Genomic DNA, 17,780 nt, shown 5'->3' with positions numbered 1-17,780 from the left:
GACTCCAGCCAGCTCAGTGAGGGGCGCAAGGATCCCGTGCGCATCGCCAGATTCTCCATCGACGGCAACGTCGCTTTCGGCGCGGTCGAGGGCGACAAGCCGGACGAGCTCGTCCTCGACATCATCAAGGGCATCCCGTTCGCGGACTTCGAGCTCTCCGGTACGAAGGTCCCGCTGAGCAAGGTGCGGCTGCTGCCGCCGGTGCTCCCCAACAAGGTCGTGGCCTTCGGCCGCAACTACGCGGAACACGCCAGGGAGCTCGGCAACGAGGTGCCGGACGCCCCGTTCGCCTTCTTCAAGCCGTCGACCTCGGTGATCGGCTCCGGCGACCCGATCCAGTACCCCTCCTTCACCAGCGACCTCCACCACGAGGCGGAGCTCGCCGTGGTGATCGGCCGCATGTGCCGCGAGGTCCCGCGCGAGCGCGTCAAGGACGTCATCCTCGGCTACACCTGCGCCAACGACGTCACCGCGCGCGATGTCCAGAAGCGTGAGAAGCAGTGGGCCCGGGCCAAGGGCTTCGACAGCTCCTGCCCGCTCGGCCCCTGGGTGGAGACGGACGTGGACCCCGCCGACCTCACCATCCAGTGCACGGTCAACGGGCAGCAGCGGCAGCTCGGCCGCACCAGCGAGATGATCCACTCCATCGAGGACCTGATCGTCAACATCACCGAGGCCATGACGCTGCTCCCGGGCGACGTCATCCTCACCGGCACCCCGGCTGGGGTCGGCCCCCTGAACGTCGGCGACGAGGTCGCCGTCACCATCGAAGGCATCGGCACTCTCACCAACAAGGTGATCAAGCGTGGCTAACGCGAATTCCCCCAAGTCCTCGGCTTCGCTCGGACAGGGGGTGCCCCCACGCGTACGTTTCTGTCCGTCCCCGACCGGCAACCCCCACGTGGGCCTGGTCCGCACCGCCCTGTTCAACTGGGCGTTCGCCCGGCACAACAAGGGCACCCTGGTCTTCCGCATCGAGGACACCGACGCCGCCCGCGACTCCGAGGAGTCGTACGACCAGCTGCTCGACTCGATGCGCTGGCTCGGCTTCGACTGGGACGAGGGCCCCGAGGTCGGCGGCCCGCACGCGCCGTACCGCCAGTCGCAGCGCATGGACATCTACAAGGACGTCGCCGCCAAGCTGCTCGAAGCGGGCCACGCGTACCCCTGCTACTGCTCGACCGAGGAACTGGACGCGCGCCGCGACGCCGCCCGCGCCGCCGGCAAGCCCTCCGGCTACGACGGCCACTGCCGCGACCTCTCCGCCGAGCAGAAGGCCGCCTACGAGGCCGAGGGCCGCAAGCCCATCGTCCGCTTCCGGATGCCCGACGAGGCGATCACCTTCGACGACCTGGTGCGCGGCGAGATCACGTACCTCCCGGAGAACGTCCCGGACTTCGGCATCGTCCGGGCCAACGGCGCGCCGCTGTACACGCTGGTCAACCCGGTCGACGACGCCCTGATGGAGATCACGCACGTCCTGCGCGGCGAGGACCTGCTCTCCTCCACCCCCCGGCAGATCGCCCTCTACAAGGCGCTGACCGAGCTGGGCATCGCCAAGAGCACCCCGGCCTTCGGGCACCTCCCCTACGTCATGGGCGAGGGCAACAAGAAGCTCTCCAAGCGAGACCCGGAGTCCTCGCTCAACCTCTACCGGGAGCGCGGGTTCCTCCCCGAGGGCCTGCTGAACTACCTCTCCCTGCTGGGCTGGTCGCTCGCGGCGGACCGCGACATCTTCTCCATCGACGAGATGGTCGCCGCGTTCGACGTCACGGACGTGAACCCGAACCCGGCGCGCTTCGACCTGAAGAAGTGCGAGGCGATCAACGCCGACCACATCCGCCTGCTCGACGTGAAGGACTTCACCGAGCGCTGCGCCCCCTGGCTGCGCGCCCCCTTCGCCCCCTGGGCGCCGGAGGACTTCGACGACGCCAAGTGGCAGGCGATCGCCCCGCACGCCCAGTCGCGGATGAAGGTCCTCTCCGAGATCACGGACAACGTCGACTTCCTGTTCCTGCCGGAGCCGGTCTTCGACGAGGCCTCCTGGACGAAGGCCATGAAGGAGGGCAGCGACGCCCTGCTCCGCACGGTCCGCGAGAAGCTCGACGCCGCCGACTGGTCGTCCCCGGAGTCCCTCAAGGAGGCCGTCCTGGCCGCCGGTGAGGAGCACGGCCTCAAGCTCGGCAAGGCGCAGGCCCCGGTCCGTGTCGCCGTCACCGGCCGTACGGTCGGCCTGCCGCTCTTCGAGTCCCTGGAGATCCTGGGCAAGGAGACGACGCTGGCACGCGTCGACGCCGCCCTGGAGCGGCTCGCCGCATAGCCGCGGGGTGTACGCGCAGGGGGCGGTGTCCGTTTCGGGCACCGCCCCCTCGCTGTGTGCCGCCCGCCCGCGACCGACCGACGAGCGACAGCCGCCCGGCCGCGGCGATACGGTCGTTCCATGAGCATCGACGCGGTGGTCTGGGACATCGACGACACGATCTTCGACTACACGGCGGCCGACCGAGCGGGCATGCGCGGTCACCTGGCGGCCGAGGGCCTGCTCGACGGAGGCACCACGGTCGAGCAGGCACTCGCGCGCTGGCGTGAGATCACCGACGCGCAGTGGGCACGGTTCTCGGCGGGCGAGACGGACTGGCAGGGCCAGCGGCGCGACCGCGTCAGGGTGTTCCTGGGGGAGCGGCTGAGCGACGCCGACGCCGACGCGTGGTTCGACCGCTACGTCACGCACTACGAATCCGCCTGGACCCTCTTCCCCGACGTCCTGCCCGTCCTCGACAGCCTCGTCGGCAGCCACCGGCACGCGGTGCTGTCCAACTCCAGCCTCCTCGTGCAGGACCGCAAACTGCGCGTCCTCGGGGTGCACGACCGCTTCGAGACGATCCTGTGCGCGGCGGAACTCGGCGTCTCCAAGCCCGCCGCGGCCGCCTTCCACGCGGCCTGCGACGCCCTGCGGCTGCCGCCGCACCGGGTCGCCTACGTCGGTGACCACCCGGAGATCGACGGCCGGGGCGCCGCCGAGGCGGGCCTGCTCTCCGTCTGGATCGACCGTGACGGCGCCCACATCGCGGCCGACGGTCCACCGACGGGCCCGCACCGCATCGTCTCGCTCGCCGAACTCCCCTCGCTGCTCGGCGCCGATACCCGTTTTGGAGCGCCGTCCACCTTCGGGTAATGTTCTTTCTGCGCCGCCGAGAACGGGCCGAAAGGTCGGAGCTCGGAGGCGTTAGCTAAGACAAGATCCCTCAGGGGATGGTGTCTCAGTGGCCTATGGTGTAATTGGCAGCACGACGGTTTCTGGTTCCGTTAGTCTAGGTTCGAGTCCTGGTAGGCCAGCTCGCAGAGCTCATCTGCACCGTGCGGAGACCAGCTCCGCAAAGCCCCCGTTGTGTAGCGGCCTAGCACGCTGCCCTCTCACGGCAGTAGCGCCGGTTCGAATCCGGTCGGGGGTACAGATCCTTCCCAGGGGGACAGTCCGGGTCGCACCCGCTGCCTCTCATGCAGGATCGCTAGGGCCCCCGTTGTGTAGCGGCCTAGCACGCTGCCCTCTCACGGCAGTAGCGCCGGTTCGAATCCGGTCGGGGGTACTGGTCTAAACCACCATGGGCTATGGTGTAATTGGCAACACTACGGTTTCTGGTACCGTCATTCTAGGTTCGAGTCCTGGTAGCCCAGCTCGGTTCTGCGGAAACGCACGATCCAAGGCCCCCGTTGTGTAGCGGCCTAGCACGCCGCCCTCTCAAGGCGGTAGCGCCGGTTCGAATCCGGTCGGGGGTACGCAGTTCGAAAGGGTCTCCACTCCGGTGGGGACCCTTTCGGCGTTCCAGGACTCCTCGGTGTCCCCGGGCCGTTCGCGTGACGGTGACGCCAACTCGGTTTCCCTCGACGTGACTTCGGTGCTCCGGGGCGGGCCTGCCGCGGCGTTGGGGCCGGCCCGTCCCGGAGTGCGGGACACAAGGGGGGAGAGACCTCTGATCAGCCGGTGCGGCGCAGGGCCTCGGAGAGCCGGCCGGCGGCGTCGATGACCGCCTGCGCGTGCATGCGGCCCGGGTGACGGGACAGACGCTCGATCGGGCCGGAGACCGAGACGGCGGCCACCACGCGGTTCGAGGGGCCGCGGACCGGCGCGGAGACGGACGCGACACCCGGCTCCCGCTCACCGATCGACTGGGCCCAGCCCCGGCGTCGTACTCCCGACAGGGCGGTCGCGGTGAACCGGGCGCCCTGAAGACCGCGGTGCAGCCGCTCCGGCTCCTCCCAGGCCATCAGGATCTGCGCGGACGAACCGGCCTTCATGGTGAGGGTGGAGCCCACCGGCACGGTGTCCCGCAGACCCGACAGGCGCTCGGCCGCGGCGACGCAGATGCGCATGTCTCCCTGGCGGCGGTAGAGCTGGGCGCTCTCGCCGGTGATGTCCCGCAGATGCGTGAGCACCGGGCCCGCCGTCGCGAGGAGACGGTCCTCGCCGGCGGCGGCGGCCAGCTCGGCGAGGCGGGGGCCGAGGATGAACCGGCCCTGCATGTCACGCGCCACCATGCGGTGGTGCTCAAGTGCCACGGCGAGGCGATGTGCCGTGGGTCGTGCCAGTCCGGTCGCCGCGACCAGGCCCGCGAGGGTGGCCGGACCGGACTCCAGAGCGCTCAGGACAAGGGCTGCCTTGTCCAGAACGCCGACGCCGCTACTGTTGTCCATGAAACGATACTCGCGTCTCACTCTGTGAAACGCAAGTTCAATTTCCGGTGGAACGCGCCACCCTTGTACACACAGCGGCCCGCGGACCAACGGGCCCGGCGGACGACGTCCGGACGAGGGGTACGAACGTCTGCCGCCTCGGAAATCTCTAGTTGGGCCGGCGCCACACAGGCCGGCCGGAGGGAAAGCGATGGGTAGGACACTCGCGGAGAAGGTCTGGGACGACCATGTCGTCCGGCGCGCCGAGGGCGAGCCCGACCTCCTCTTCATCGATCTGCACCTGCTGCACGAGGTGACCAGCCCGCAGGCCTTCGACGGTCTCCGTCAGGCCGGGCGCCCGGTGCGGCGGCTCGACCTCACCATCGCCACCGAGGATCACAACACCCCGACCCTCGACATCGACAAGCCCATCGCCGACCCGGTCTCCCGGGTCCAGCTGGAGACGCTGCGCAAGAACGCGGCCGAGTTCGGTGTGCGCCTGCACTCCCTGGGCGACGTCGAGCAGGGCGTGGTCCACGTGGTGGGCCCCCAGCTCGGCCTGACCCAGCCCGGCACCACCGTGGTCTGCGGCGACTCTCACACCTCCACGCACGGAGCCTTCGGCGCCCTGGCGTTCGGCATCGGCACCTCGCAGGTCGAGCACGTGCTGGCCACCCAGACACTGCCGCTGGCCCGCCCGAAGACCATGGCCATCACGATCGACGGCGAACTGCCCGACGGTGTCACCGCCAAGGACCTCATCCTCGCGATCATCGCCCGGATCGGCACCGGTGGCGGCCAGGGCTACATTCTGGAATACCGCGGCTCCGCCATCGAGAAGCTGTCGATGGAAGCCCGCATGACCATCTGCAACATGTCGATCGAGGCCGGCGCCCGCGCGGGCATGATCGCCCCCGACGAGACCACCTTCGCCTACCTCCAGGGCCGCGCCCACGCCCCCGAGGGCGAGGACTGGGACGCCGCCGTCGCGTACTGGAAGACCCTCAGGTCCGACGACGACGCCGTCTTCGACGCGGAGGTCGTCATCGACGCCGCCGCGCTGGCGCCGTTCGTCACCTGGGGCACCAACCCCGGCCAGGGCGCGCCGCTTTCGGCAGCCGTCCCCGACCCGGCTTCGTACGAAGACGCTTCGGAGCGCCTGGCCGCCGAAAAGGCCCTGGAATACATGGGGTTGACCGCCGGGCAGCCGCTGCGGGACATCAAGGTCGACACCGTCTTCGTAGGTTCGTGCACCAACGGCCGTATCGAGGACCTGCGGGCCGCGGCCTCGATCGTCGAGGGCCGCAAAGTCGCCGACGGCGTACGGATGCTGGTCGTCCCCGGCTCCGCGCGCGTCGGTCTCCAGGCCGTCTCCGAGGGCCTGGACGTGGTCTTCAAGGAGGCCGGCGCCGAATGGCGGCACGCGGGCTGCTCGATGTGTCTGGGCATGAACCCGGACCAGCTGGCCCCCGGTGAGCGCTCCGCGTCCACCTCGAACCGCAACTTCGAGGGCAGGCAGGGCAAGGGCGGCCGTACGCACCTCGTATCGCCGCAGGTGGCGGCCGCTACCGCGGTCCTCGGCCACCTCGCCTCGCCGGCCGACCTGTCCGACGCCCCCGTGCCCGCTGGAGTCTGAGAGCCATGGAAGCATTCACCAAGCACACCGGCCGGGCCGTCCCGCTGCGCCGCAGCAACGTCGACACCGACCAGATCATCCCCGCCCACTGGCTCAAGAAGGTGACCAGGGACGGCTTCGAGGACGGCCTCTTCGAGGCCTGGCGCAAGGACCCGTCCTTCGTCCTCAACCAGCCCGAGCGCAAGGGCGCCACGGTCCTGGTGGCGGGCCCCGACTTCGGCACCGGCTCCTCCCGTGAGCACGCCGTGTGGGCGCTGCAGAACTACGGCTTCAAGACCGTCGTCTCGTCCCGGTTCGCGGACATCTTCCGGGGCAACTCGCTCAAGAACGGCCTGCTCACCGTGGTTCTGGAGCAGAAGACCGTGGACGCGCTCCAGGAACTGGTGGAGAAGGACCCGCAGGCCGAGATCACCGTCGACCTGGAGGCCCGCGAGGTGCGCGCCGAGGGCATCACCGCGGCCTTCGAACTCGACGAGAACGCCCGCTGGCGGCTGCTGAACGGGCTGGACGACATCTCCATCACCCTCCAGAACGAGGGCGACATCGCCACGTACGAGGCCAAGCGGCCCTCGCACAAGCCGAAGACGCTCCCGGTCTGACCCGGGGGGCTGCTCAGCGGCCGGGGCAAGACTGATTTCGGCCACCCGCAACACCCCTCTGTACCCCCAATCGTGGACGGTTGGGGGTACAGCTGTATCCGCCCTCGATGACCCTTCGCGCACCCCTGTCACACCTGTCAACTCCCTTAGTTACAAGGGAGTTTGGCTGGGTACGCGCAGTGTGGTGCAGCTTCCGGCCGACGTCGCCAGGAGGCCCTCGGGAGGCGGCAGTTACCCCCTGCGCAGGCGACAACTCGCCCCAGATGGCACAATCTGTGCATGGAACGCGACGGCCAACTCGAGCTCTACACGGCAGTCGCGGCCCAACTCAAGGAAGCGCACACAAGAGTGCGCGCACTGCAAGTCCCGGAGGGCGTACGGATGGCGCTGGCCCGGAAGCTGCTGGTCATTACGGCCGCGGCCAAGCACGATCTCGCCGATGCGACAAGGCGTCTGGAGCGGTTCACCAACGACCTCGACGAGGGCCGATTCCCCGAAGAGGAACGCTGAGGAACTCCGCTGCGGCCCGAGTTCGTTGCGGCACAAGGGTGATTAGCCCGTTTCGTGTTTGATTTGCGGTATATATCTGCCTAACGTGCGAAAAGCTTGAACGCATTCGTTCGGGCAATGTCTCCGAAGGGGAAGACGTGAACAAGGCGCAGCTCGTAGAAGCGATTGCCGACAAGGTCGGTGGCCGTCAGCAGGCCGCCGACGCGGTCGACGCGGTACTGGACGCGGTCGTCCGTGCGGTCGTCGGCGGGGACCGGGTCTCGGTCACCGGCTTCGGTTCCTTCGAGAAGGTCGACCGTCCGGCTCGATACGCCCGCAACCCGCAGACGGGTGAGCGTGTCCGGGTCAAGAAGACCTCGGTGCCGCGCTTCCGCGCGGGTCAGGGCTTCAAGGACCTGGTGAGCGGCTCGAAGAAGCTCCCGAAGAACGACGTCGCGGTCAAGAAGGCCCCGAAGGGCAGCCTGTCCGGCGGCGCTTCGGCGACGGTGAAGAAGGCCGCGGCCAAGAAGGCCACCACCGCCAAGAAGGCGGCGACGGCCCGCAAGGCCGCCACCGCCAAGAAGACGACCGCGAAGAAGACCACCGCGGCCGCGAAGAAGACCACGGCGACGGCGAAGAAGACCACCGCCAAGAAGACCACCGCCACCGCCAAGAAGGCGACGGCGAAGAAGACCACCGCCAAGAAGGCGACGGCCAAGAAGGCCCCGGCGAAGAAGGCGACGGCCAAGAAGGCCCCCGCCAAGAAGTCGACGGCGCGCAAGACCACCGCCAAGAAGGCCACCGCCCGCTAGAAGCAGGGCGCTGGGGTACCTCACGCGCCGGGCCGGGCTCCCCTCGGGAGCCCGGCCCGCGGCGTTCTCAGAACGTCTGCAGGGTGATCAGCGTGATCCGGCGCCGCTCGCCCTCGCCCTCCGTCTCGATCCGCACGCGCTGCCCGGGCCGCAGCAGCCGCAGCCCGCCGGCGTCGAACGCCGCCCCGTCGAAGGGCACCGGAGTGCCGTCGTCGAGCAGCACCTGTCCGCTGCGGGTCTCGGGGTCGTACGTGTACGAGGTCGCCTGCATGGGGGCAGCCTACTGATCCCGGCCGGCGCTCCCGCCGGCCGCGCGGGACGCGGTGGACCCCCGCGATCCGCGCCGTGGCACATGGTCCGCGGGCGTGGAGTACCCCGGCCGGCGCAGTGCCACGGAGCGAACTCGCCGCCTCGTCCGTACACCGGGGCCACCGGAACACCCGTCCCTTGTCGGCGGGCCCCGCCTACTGTTCCGGAATCAGCAGCCGGGCGGCCGCCGCGAGCGTGCGCGGTCCCACCCCGAGCGTCAGCGCCGCCCGCAGATCGTCCCCGGTGTCCACGTCCTGCCGTACGGAATCCACGGCGTCGAGACGGAGTTCCGCGGCGCCCGACATGCGATGGCGGGCCCGGGATTCGGTGCCGAAAGCCGGCAGCAATTCGAGGCCCGGGGAAGCGGCCAGGAGTGTCGTCCCGATTGCTGCCGCATCGGGCAGAAATGCGCGGGGGAATTCGGCGGCCGCGTGCAGTACCCGGGCCAATTCAGAGGGGCGCAGGGCGGGCAGATCGGCATTCAGGGCCGCGACGGCACTTCCGGGGTCCCGGGACCGTACGGTCTCGGCTCCGTGCGCCAGCGCCGCGTTCAGGCCGCCCCCCGGCTCGTCCGCGACGATGCGCGCGCCCAGCGCGGCCAGTTCCCGCCCGGCCAGCGGGTCGCCCGTGACGACCGCCACATCCGCGACCGCCTCGCAGGCCAGCGCGGCCGCCACGGTGTCCTGCGCGAACGCCAGGGCGAGGGCCGGGCGCAGTCCCGCGGAGGCCGTGTCCGCAAGCCTGCTCTTGGCCCGCGCCAAGGGCTTGAGGGGAATGACCACAGTCCACCGCACGAGCACTCCGCCCTCTCTCGTCACGCCTTATTGTGACCCGCCGACCCTGGCGGTCCGGACGCCGGGGCGTACGGTGTTCTCGACAGACAGACGGCCTGGGGCGACACTTGTGCGGCCCCCCAGGCCCTAGAGGAAGGTGTCCGCGTGCCCCGCCGCAGAATCGGCTTCTGGTACCGCTTCGCAGCGGTTCTCTGCAAACCGCCGCTGGTGCTTCTGATCAAGCGGGACTGGCGCGGAATGGAGAACATTCCGGCCGAGGGCGGATTTATCACCGCGGTGAACCACAATTCGCATGTGGACCCCTTCGCGTACGCGCACTATCAGTACAACACGGGGCGTGTTCCGCGCTTCCTGGCGAAGGCCGGCCTTTTCCGGAAGGGATTCGTCGGCGCCGCGATGCGCGGTACCGGACAGATTCCCGTCTACCGCGAGAGCACCGACGCGCTGAGCGCCTTCCGCGCCGCCATCGACGCCGTGGAGCGAGGTGAGTGCGTCGCCTTCTACCCGGAGGGCACCCTCACCCGTGACCCCGACGGCTGGCCGATGACCGGCAAGACGGGCGCCGCCCGGGTCGCGCTGCAGACCAGGTGCCCGGTGATCCCGGTCGCCCAGTGGGGCGCCAACGAACTGCTCCCGCCGTACGCCAAGAAGCCCAACCTCCTTCCGCGCAAGACCCACCACGTGCTCGCGGGCCCGCCGGTGGACCTCACGCGCTTCTACGGCAAGGAGATGACCCCGGACCTCCTCAAGGAGGCGACCGAGGTCATCATGGCCGCCGTCACCGCGCAGCTGGAGCTGATCCGCGGCGAGAAGGCGCCCGCGAAGGTGTACGACCCGCGCGAGGTGCGTATCGCGCAGCGCCGCAGGGCAGCGGCCCGGGCGAAAGCACAGCAGGAAGAGGGGCAGGGCACGTGAGCAACCCGGTCAGGGCAGCCGTCTTCGGGACCGGATCGTGGGGCACGGCCTTCGGGATGGTGCTCGCCGACGCGGGGTGCGACGTCACCCTGTGGGCGCGCCGTCCCGAGCTCGCCGAAGCGGTCAACTCCACGCGGATGAACCCGGACTACCTCCCGGGCATCGAACTCCCGGAGAACCTGCGGGCCACCGCCGACCCCGCCGAGGCCGCGCGCGGCGCCGACTTCACCGTGCTCGCCGTGCCGTCCCAGACCCTGCGCGCCAACCTCGCCGAGTGGGTGCCGCTGCTCGCCCCCGACACCGTGCTCGTCTCCCTGATGAAGGGCGTCGAACTCGGCACGGTGAAGCGGATGAGCGAGGTCATCGAAGAGGTCGCCAAGGTCTCCGCCGACCGCGTCGCCGTCGTCTCCGGACCCAACCTCGCCAAGGAGATCGCCCAGCGGATGCCCGCGGCGGCGGTCGTCGCCTGCCCCGACGAGTCGGTGGCCCGCCGACTGCAGGCCGCCTGCCACACGCCGTACTTCCGCCCGTACACGATCACGGACGTCGTCGGCTGTGAACTCGGCGGCGCCGTGAAGAACGTGATCGGTCTCGCGGTCGGTATCGCCGACGGCATGGGGCTCGGCGACAACGCCAAGGGCTCGCTCATCACCCGCGGTCTCGCCGAGACGACCCGCCTCGGACTCGTCATGGGCGCCGACCCGATGACGTTCTCCGGCCTCGCGGGCCTCGGGGACCTCGCGGCGACCTGCTCCTCGCCGCTCTCCCGCAACCACACCTTCGGCCTCAACCTCGGCCGGGGCATGACCCTGCAGGAGACCATCGCGATCACCCGGCAGACCGCCGAGGGCGTCAAGTCCTGTGAGTCCGTGCTGGATCTGGCGCGCCGGCACGGCGTCGACATGCCCATCACGGAGACCGTGGTCGGCATCGTCCACGAGGGCAAGCCTCCGGTGGTCGCCCTCAAGGAGCTGATGTCGCGCAGCGCCAAGCCCGAACGGCGCTGAACGGGCCCCGGCGTACCGCCGGGTGGGCGACGCTCCGCAACGGCCGGTACGACGCTGAGCAACGGCCGTCGTGGGGCGCTGACTCACCCCACGACCACCGGGTACGCTCAACGCGATATGAGCACCGAGAACCTCCCCCAGAGCCCTGAGCAGCCGCAGCGCAAGCCGCGTGTGGCTGTCGTCTTCGGCGGCCGCAGCTCCGAACACGGGATCTCCGTGGTCACGGCCGGCGCCGTCCTCAGCGCCATCGACCGGACCAAGTACGACGTCCTGCCGATCGGCATCACCCAGGACGGCCGGTGGGCGCTCACCGCGGACGACCCGGAACGCATGGCGATCGTCGACCGCAAGCAGCCCAGCGTCGAGCAGCTCGCCGAGTCCACCGAGGGCGGCGTGGTGCTCCCCGTGGACCCGTCCAACCGCGAGGTCGTCTACAGCGAACCCGGTTCGGTCCCCAAGGCGCTCGGCGAGGTCGACGTCGTCTTCCCGGTGCTGCACGGCCCGTACGGCGAGGACGGCACCCTGCAGGGCCTGCTGGAGCTGTCCGGCGTCCCCTACGTCGGCTCGGGCGTGCTCGCCTCGGCCGTCGGCCAGGACAAGGACTACATGAAGCGGGTGTTCACCTCGTTCGGCCTCAAGGTGGGCCCCTACGTGGTGATCCGGCCCCGCGAGTGGCAGCAGGACGAGTCCGCCGCCCGCAAGAAGATCGTCGACTTCGCGGGTGAGCACGGCTGGCCGCTGTTCGTGAAGCCCGCGCGCGCGGGTTCCTCGTTCGGCATCACCAAGGTCGACGACCTCGCGGGCCTCGACGAGGCGATCGAGGAGGCCCAGCGGCACGACCCGAAGATCATCGTGGAGGCGCTGCTGACCGGCCGCGAGATCGAGTGCGGGGTGCTGGAGTTCGAGGACGGGCCGCGCGCCTCGGTCCCCGCCGAGATCCCGCCCGTACAGTCGCACGCCTTCTACGACTTCGAGGCCAAGTACATCGACTCGGCCGACGGGATCGTGCCCGCGCCGCTGACCGAGGAGCAGACCGCCGAGGTCCGCCGGCTCGCCGTCGAGGCATTCGAGGCCGCCTCCTGCGAGGGCCTGGTCCGCGCGGACTTCTTCCTCACCGAGGACGGCGAGTTCGTGATCAACGAGATCAACACGATGCCGGGCTTCACGCCGATCTCCATGTACCCGCGCATGTGGCAGGAGACGGGCGTGAGCTACGCGGAGCTGGTCGACCGCCTCGTCCAGGCGGCGCTGCGCCGCTCGACGGGTCTGCGCTGAGTCCTCCGCCGGACCGCGGTGTCAGTAGGCGATCCCCGTGGGGATCGCCTTCTTGACGCCCGCCGCGAGCCCGACCAGGACGCCGGAGACGTCGTCGCCCCTCGGGACCGTGACCTCGACGTACGCCTTGCGCAGGGCGGTGGTGAGGCGGGTGGACCCGTCGTCCTGCTTCTCCATCAGCCAGTCGACGCCGTTCACACCGCCGCCGACCGCCTTCGGGTCGTTGCCCGAGGCCACCTTCGGGTCGGTCATCTTCGGCGGCCGTTCGACACCGCAGCGCAGTATGATCGCCGTCGCCGGGCTTCCCCAGCCCGCGGTCAGCGCGGACCGGGGCTCCGGGTCCTCACGGCTGTGGCCGTCCAACGTCCGCGGCAGCGCCTCGTCCAGGTTCCGGCACAACTCGGTGGCCTTCCGTCCCGGGTTCGGAACCGCGACGGACGTGTTGTCGTCTGCCGAGGAGCAGCCCGCGATCGCGGTCAGAACCGCGATGACGGGCAGCCCGAGGAGAGCGGCGTGCCGGTGACGGAAGAAGTTCACCGGCCAAGGGTAGACGGGGGCTACAGGTGAACGACCGGGCAGGTCAGGGTGCGGGTGATGCCGTCCACTTGCTGGACCTTGGCGACCACCATGCGGCCGAGTTCGTCCACGGTCTCGGCCTGGGCCCGCACGATCACGTCGTACGGTCCTGTCACGTCCTCGGCCTGGATCACCCCCGAAATCTTGCTGATCGTCTCGGCGACGGTCGACGCTTTGCCGACCTCCGTCTGGATCAGGATGTACGCCTGTACCACGGAACCTCCAGGGCGGCCACGAGGATCATGTGGGGAAAAGGAACGCCACGGTATCGCGTTGCCGCTCGCCGCGGGGAGACCCGCGGTGACTGGGGCTTGCGCGCCGGGGTGCAGGGACGGCACAAGTTGACGGTCAACTCGACCGTACCGAGTACGGACACCGCTCGCGACCGGGCACGAGCAGCGACAGAGGGAGCACGACGATCATGAAGGGCACCGTGGGCGAGTTGGGGGAGTTCGGGCTCATCCGAGAGCTCACCTCACGTCTCACCACCACGCCGGCGGTCCGGGTCGGCCCCGGCGACGACGCCGCGGTGGTGGCAGCGCCGGACCGCAGGGTCGTGGCGAGCACCGACATCCTCCTGGAGGGACGGCACTTCCGCCGCGACTGGTCCACGGCGTACGACGTCGGCCGCAAGGCCGCCGCGCAGAACCTCGCGGACATCGCCGCGATGGGCGCCGTGCCGACCGCGCTGCTGCTCGGTCTGGTCGTGCCCGCCGAACTCCCGGCCACCTGGCCGTCCGAGCTGATGGACGGGCTGCGCGACGAGTGCCAGGTCGCGGGGGCGGCCGTGGTCGGCGGCGACGTCGTACGGGGCGAGACCATCACCGTCGCGATCACCGCTCTCGGCGATCTGCGCAACCACGAGCCGGTCACCCGGGGCGGCGCCCAGCCCGGTGACGTCGTGGCCGTGACGGGCTGGCTGGGCTGGTCCGCGGCCGGCTTCGCGGTGCTCTCCCGCGGGTTCCGCTCGCCGCGCGCCTTCGTGGAGGCCCACCGCCGCCCCGAACCGCCGTACCATGCGGGCCCCGCGGCCGCCGGACTCGGCGCGACCTCGATGACGGACGTGAGCGACGGACTGATCGCGGACCTCGGGCACATCGCCGAGGCGAGCAAGGTGCGCATCGACGTCCGCTCCGGGGACATCGACGTGCCGTCGCAGATGAACGACATCGGGCAGGCCGTCGGCGTCGACCCGATCCAGTGGGTGCTGAGCGGAGGCGAGGACCACGCGATCGTCGCGACGTTCCCGCCGGACGTGAAGCTGCCCGCGCGCTGGAAGGTGATCGGCGAGGTCCTCAACCCGTCGGCCCTTCCCCAGGTCACCGTGGACGGAGCCCCCTGGACGAGCAAGGGCGGCTGGGACCACTTCGGGGACATCGAGTCCTGAGCGCGGCCGCGCGGCCCGGTGCGGTGTGCGCCCGAGGGCGTGCGCCGCGCTTCCGCGCCCCGTACCCGGACGCAGACGCAGGGGGTGCGACCGCTCCCGGCCTCCGGGCTCCGTCTGCGTCCGGACAGCAAAAAACCCGCCCACCAAGAGGTGGACGGGTTCAGTGCAAGCGAACCAGCAGTGGCCGCGCGCTAGCGGTTTTCAGCGCGTGACCTTGCCGGCCTTGATGCACGAGGTGCAAGCGTTCACGCGCTTCGGCGTCCCGCCCACAACGGTACGGACGCGCTGGATGTTGGGGTTCCAGCGACGGGACGTACGGCGGTGCGAGTGCGAGATGTTGTTGCCGAAGCTCGGCCCCTTGCCGCAGACATCGCAATTGGCAGCCACGGTCACTCCAAAGACTTCAGATGCACTTACGGTTGATCCCGGCAGGCCGGAATCAAGATCTGGGATCTGAGTGGCGGTGCCAGGGGGATGGCCCGAGTGGATCGGGCAACTGGAGCAGCATACAACGACTGCGTCCGGAGAACGAAACTACCATGGCTCGGCCGACCCCCCGTCCACCCCTCACAGGGCCCGCTACCGGCAGTAACCCTTGCTGGGTCTACGCTGCGACCCACGTCCAGCCGCTCAAGGAGGCGCAGGTGCCGCAGGGACCGCAGACATTCGATGCTCTCGCGGTGCGTACCTGGTGCGGGCTCGCGCTGGAGGCCCTGGGCCGCGCGCGCGAGGAGATCGACGCGATCAACGTCTACCCGGTGGCCGACGGGGACACCGGCACCAACCTGTATCTGACGGTGGAGTCGGCGGCCGCCGCGGTCGAGGCGGTGTTCGCGGGCCACGCGATGGCCGCCGCGTCGGCGCCCCCGTCCCTGGCCGACGCCGTACGGGCGATGGCGCACGGAGCGCTGATCGGCGCCCGGGGCAACTCCGGGACCATCCTGGCGCAGCTGCTGCGGGGGATGGCACAGGTCCTCGCGGCCGACAGTGAGAGCGCTCACACCGACGGACCGGGACTGCGGCTGGCCCTGCGGCACGCCGCCGCGTCGGCACGGCAGGCCGTCGCCCACCCTGTCGAGGGCACCGTCCTCACCGTCGCGACGGCCGCAGCCGACGCCGCCTCCGACGCCGAGGGGGACTGCGGCAGCGTCGCGCGGGCGGCCTACGACGGAGCGTGCGTCGCGCTCACCGCGACGACCGGGCAGCTGGCCGTGCTGGAGCGCGCCGGAGTGGTCGACGCGGGCGGGCGGGGTCTGGTGGCGGTCCTGTCGGCGCTGGTGCAGACGTTCACGGGCGAGGCGCCGCGGCAGACCGTCGGCTCCGCCGCCCTCCCCCCGCACGCCGACGGGACGCCGGACGCGCCGGACGGCACCGACGCGGAGGCCTGCGGTGACGGAGCGGCCGGGGAGAGCGGTCCCGCCTTCGAGGTGATCTACCTCCTGGAGGCGGACGACGCCGCCGTGGACCGGCTGCGCGAGCGGCTCGACGGACTCGGCGACTCCCTCGTGGTGGTCGGCGGCGACGGACTGTGGAACGTCCATGTGCACGTCGACGACGCCGGCGCCGCCGTCGAGGCCGGCGTCGAGGCGGGGCGCCCCCACCGCATCCGCATCACCCACTTCGGGCTCGGAGACGTCCACGCCGGGGGAGCGGGGCGGCCGCCCCGGGAACGGGCACAGCGTGCCGTCGTGGCCGTCGTACCCGGTGAGGGTCTGGCCGGGCTGTACGCGGAGGCCGGGGCGACGACCGTGCTGGCCCGGCCCGGGGAGCCGCCCGCCAGCGGCGAACTCGTCCAGGCCGTCCGCCGGGCCCACGCGCTCGAGGTCGTGCTGCTGCCCAACGACGCCGACCTGCGTCACACCGCCGCGGCCGCCGCCGAACAGGCCCGCACCGAGGGTGTCCGGGTCGCGCTCATCCCGACCCGCTCCGCCGTGCAGGGCATCGCGGCACTCGCCGTGCACGAGCCGGAACGCCGCTTCGACGAGGACGTCGTCGCCATGACCTCGGCCGCCGGCGCCACCCGTTACGCCGAAGTCGCCGTCGCCGAACGGCAGTCCTGGACCATGGCCGGGATCTGCCAGGCCGGCGACGTCCTCGGCCTCATCGACGGCGATGTCGCCGTCATCGGCGCCGACGTCACCACCACGGCGGAGACCGTCCTCGACCGCATGCTCGCCGCCGGCGGCGAGATGGTCACCCTGGTCCTCGGCGACGAGACCCCCGACGCCGTCGCCACCCGCCTCGAAGCCCGGGTGCGGGAGGCCTACCTGGCCGTGGACACCGTGGTGTACCGCGGCGGGCGGCAGGGCGCGCTGCTGCTCATCGGCGTCGAGTAGCCCGCGGCGGGACGCCTGCCGGACCGGTCACGCGGTCTTCGGTTCCGTCGCCTTCGGGCGGGGAACCGCCGGGGGTGTGGACGCTCGGAAGGTGCGTTCGACGGCCTGCCCCCAGTAGGTTCCGGCGACCATCAGCACGGCGCCGAGAGCGGTGAGCGCGGTGAGGTGTTCGCCGCCCAGTCCGATGCCGACGGCGACGGCCCACACCGGCTCCGTGCCCAGCAGCAGACTGGCCCGGCTCGCGGAGCTGCGCTGCACCGCCCAGGTCTGGGCGAGGAACGCGAACACACTGCAGAACAGGGCGAGATAGAGCAACTGCGCCCAGCCCGCCGCGTCGACGGAGCCCAGCCTCGGCAGGCTGCCCGCGACAGGCACCAGGAACAGGGCGGTACCGACGACCGTCTGAACGGCCGTGATCTGCAAGGGCCTTACCTGTCGGCGGGCGGTGAGCCGTCCCACGAGGGCCACGTGACCGGCACGGACCAGCGCGGCCGCGAGCATCAACAGGTCACCGACGCGCGGCTCGTGGAAACCGTTGCCCGACACCAGGAGCCCGACGGCCAGGAGGCACAGGCCGGTCGCGGCGAAGTAGCGCGGGGGCAGCCCCGCCGCACCCGCCGAACGGTCGAGGAGGGGGGTGAGCACCACGGTGAGGCTGATGATCAGTCCCGCGTTCGCCGCGCTGGTGTGGGCGACACCGTAGGTCTCCAGGACCAGGATCGCGGCCTGCGTGACCCCCAGTACCGACCCGAGCCGCAGCTCGTCCCGTGTGCAGCGGCCCGCCCCTTTCCCGAGGGCGACGACGAGGAGGCAGGCGGCGGCCGAGATGCCGTAGCGCGCGAACAGGACGAGCAGGACGGGGAGCGCCGAGGTGGCGGTCTTCGCGGCCAGATAGCTGGAACCCCAGACGGCGGCGACAAGGAGGAGCACTGCGTCAGTGCTGCGGACTCGGGACACGTCCTCACGCTCCCGCA

The 17,780-nt window shown here is 70.7% G+C and carries 19 protein-coding genes and 5 tRNA genes; 17 read left to right on the top strand and 7 right to left on the bottom strand.

The features are described from left to right. Positions 1-36 precede the first annotated feature (36 nt). The 8 genes from AB0C62_RS11875 (at position 37) to AB0C62_RS11840 (ending at position 3,777) form a co-directional block, all read left to right on the top strand. On the top strand, positions 37-813 hold the full coding sequence (locus tag AB0C62_RS11875) for a fumarylacetoacetate hydrolase family protein (protein WP_362972001.1): 777 nt from the start codon (positions 37-39) through the stop codon (positions 811-813). Beyond that, entirely contained in the window at positions 806-2,320 is a 1,515-nt protein-coding gene (gltX, locus tag AB0C62_RS11870; RefSeq protein ID WP_362971999.1) for a glutamate--tRNA ligase, read from the top strand. The genes AB0C62_RS11875 and gltX overlap by 8 nt, the downstream gene beginning before the upstream one ends. A gap of 120 nt (positions 2,321-2,440) precedes the next feature. Next, positions 2,441-3,175, top strand: a complete 735-nt coding sequence (locus AB0C62_RS11865; protein WP_362971997.1) for an HAD family hydrolase — start codon at positions 2,441-2,443, stop codon at positions 3,173-3,175. An 89-nt stretch (positions 3,176-3,264) separates the two neighbouring features. Next, positions 3,265-3,336: transfer RNA gene (locus AB0C62_RS11860), tRNA-Gln, on the top strand. Positions 3,337-3,379: 43 nt separating this feature from the next. After that, positions 3,380-3,452 (top strand) — tRNA-Glu (locus AB0C62_RS11855). A gap of 62 nt (positions 3,453-3,514) precedes the next feature. Then, positions 3,515-3,587 (top strand) — tRNA-Glu (locus AB0C62_RS11850). 16 nt (positions 3,588-3,603) lie between these two features. Further along, positions 3,604-3,675 (top strand) — tRNA-Gln (locus tag AB0C62_RS11845). A gap of 29 nt (positions 3,676-3,704) precedes the next feature. Continuing rightward, positions 3,705-3,777: transfer RNA gene (locus AB0C62_RS11840), tRNA-Glu, on the top strand. 198 nt (positions 3,778-3,975) lie between these two features. On the opposite strand, the gene ndgR is transcribed toward AB0C62_RS11840, so the two are convergent. Continuing rightward, a complete protein-coding gene (ndgR, locus tag AB0C62_RS11835) occupies positions 3,976-4,692 on the bottom strand; it encodes an IclR family transcriptional regulator NdgR (RefSeq protein WP_081219617.1) in 717 nt (238 codons plus the stop codon). Positions 4,693-4,882: 190 nt separating this feature from the next. Between ndgR and leuC the strand changes: the two genes are divergently transcribed. The 4 genes from leuC to AB0C62_RS11815 all read left to right on the top strand — a co-directional run bounded on the left by leuC (position 4,883) and on the right by AB0C62_RS11815 (position 8,207). Next, on the top strand, positions 4,883-6,307 hold the full coding sequence (gene leuC / locus AB0C62_RS11830; RefSeq protein WP_362971995.1) for a 3-isopropylmalate dehydratase large subunit: 1,425 nt from the start codon (positions 4,883-4,885) through the stop codon (positions 6,305-6,307). A gap of 5 nt (positions 6,308-6,312) precedes the next feature. Then, positions 6,313-6,906: a 3-isopropylmalate dehydratase small subunit gene (gene leuD, locus AB0C62_RS11825; RefSeq protein ID WP_362971993.1), complete on the top strand. Its 594-nt coding sequence runs from the start codon at positions 6,313-6,315 to the stop codon at positions 6,904-6,906. Between the two features lie 279 nt (positions 6,907-7,185). Further along, positions 7,186-7,416 carry a hypothetical protein gene (locus AB0C62_RS11820; RefSeq protein ID WP_164374128.1) on the top strand — a complete coding sequence of 77 codons (231 nt, stop codon included), beginning with the start codon at positions 7,186-7,188 and terminating at the stop codon, positions 7,414-7,416. Positions 7,417-7,553: 137 nt separating this feature from the next. Continuing rightward, positions 7,554-8,207: an HU family DNA-binding protein gene (locus tag AB0C62_RS11815; RefSeq protein WP_358816224.1), complete on the top strand. Its 654-nt coding sequence runs from the start codon at positions 7,554-7,556 to the stop codon at positions 8,205-8,207. 67 nt (positions 8,208-8,274) lie between these two features. Here AB0C62_RS11815 and AB0C62_RS11810 read toward each other — a convergent pair whose 3' ends face one another. Beyond that, the gene (locus AB0C62_RS11810; protein ID WP_164374126.1) at positions 8,275-8,478 is read right to left on the bottom strand and encodes a hypothetical protein; all 204 of its coding nucleotides are present in this window, start codon (positions 8,476-8,478) and stop codon (positions 8,275-8,277) included. Between the two features lie 193 nt (positions 8,479-8,671). Further along, positions 8,672-9,310, bottom strand: coding sequence for a 2-phospho-L-lactate guanylyltransferase (cofC, locus tag AB0C62_RS11805; protein WP_362971991.1), 639 nt, complete (start codon positions 9,308-9,310; stop codon positions 8,672-8,674). Positions 9,311-9,454: 144 nt separating this feature from the next. On the opposite strand from cofC, the gene AB0C62_RS11800 reads away from it, so the two are divergent. The 3 genes from AB0C62_RS11800 to AB0C62_RS11790 all read left to right on the top strand — a co-directional run bounded on the left by AB0C62_RS11800 (position 9,455) and on the right by AB0C62_RS11790 (position 12,507). Further along, positions 9,455-10,225 (top strand): lysophospholipid acyltransferase family protein, encoded by a 771-nt coding sequence (locus AB0C62_RS11800; protein WP_362971989.1) that lies wholly within the window; start codon positions 9,455-9,457, stop codon positions 10,223-10,225. Continuing rightward, entirely contained in the window at positions 10,222-11,232 is a 1,011-nt protein-coding gene (locus AB0C62_RS11795) for an NAD(P)H-dependent glycerol-3-phosphate dehydrogenase (protein ID WP_362971988.1), read from the top strand. The genes AB0C62_RS11800 and AB0C62_RS11795 overlap by 4 nt, the downstream gene beginning before the upstream one ends. 117 nt (positions 11,233-11,349) lie before the next feature. Then, complete coding sequence (locus tag AB0C62_RS11790; RefSeq protein WP_362971986.1) at positions 11,350-12,507, top strand: D-alanine--D-alanine ligase family protein; 1,158 nt, start codon at positions 11,350-11,352, stop codon at positions 12,505-12,507. Between the two features lie 21 nt (positions 12,508-12,528). Here AB0C62_RS11790 and AB0C62_RS11785 read toward each other — a convergent pair whose 3' ends face one another. Both AB0C62_RS11785 and AB0C62_RS11780 read right to left on the bottom strand, forming a co-directional pair. Next, a complete protein-coding gene (locus tag AB0C62_RS11785) occupies positions 12,529-13,044 on the bottom strand; it encodes a DUF3515 domain-containing protein (RefSeq protein ID WP_362971984.1) in 516 nt (171 codons plus the stop codon). Between the two features lie 20 nt (positions 13,045-13,064). Further along, entirely contained in the window at positions 13,065-13,298 is a 234-nt protein-coding gene (locus tag AB0C62_RS11780) for an Lrp/AsnC ligand binding domain-containing protein (protein ID WP_164374121.1), read from the bottom strand. 206 nt (positions 13,299-13,504) lie between these two features. On the opposite strand from AB0C62_RS11780, the gene AB0C62_RS11775 reads away from it, so the two are divergent. Further along, entirely contained in the window at positions 13,505-14,470 is a 966-nt protein-coding gene (locus AB0C62_RS11775) for a thiamine-phosphate kinase (protein ID WP_081219628.1), read from the top strand. A gap of 201 nt (positions 14,471-14,671) precedes the next feature. Here AB0C62_RS11775 and rpmB read toward each other — a convergent pair whose 3' ends face one another. After that, positions 14,672-14,857: a 50S ribosomal protein L28 gene (rpmB, locus tag AB0C62_RS11770; protein WP_081221832.1), complete on the bottom strand. Its 186-nt coding sequence runs from the start codon at positions 14,855-14,857 to the stop codon at positions 14,672-14,674. A 257-nt stretch (positions 14,858-15,114) separates the two neighbouring features. Between rpmB and AB0C62_RS11765 the strand changes: the two genes are divergently transcribed. Further along, positions 15,115-16,806 carry a DAK2 domain-containing protein gene (locus AB0C62_RS11765; RefSeq protein ID WP_362971982.1) on the top strand — a complete coding sequence of 564 codons (1,692 nt, stop codon included), beginning with the start codon at positions 15,115-15,117 and terminating at the stop codon, positions 16,804-16,806. A 27-nt stretch (positions 16,807-16,833) separates the two neighbouring features. On the opposite strand, the gene AB0C62_RS11760 is transcribed toward AB0C62_RS11765, so the two are convergent. Next, complete coding sequence (locus AB0C62_RS11760; RefSeq protein ID WP_362972183.1) at positions 16,834-17,763, bottom strand: DMT family transporter; 930 nt, start codon at positions 17,761-17,763, stop codon at positions 16,834-16,836. Positions 17,764-17,780: the final 17 nt, after the last annotated feature.

The organism is Streptomyces sp. NPDC048643 (assembly GCF_040650615.1).
Taxonomy (GTDB): Bacteria; Actinomycetota; Actinomycetes; order Streptomycetales; family Streptomycetaceae; genus Streptomyces.
This window is presented reverse-complemented; position numbering and strand designations above follow the sequence as displayed.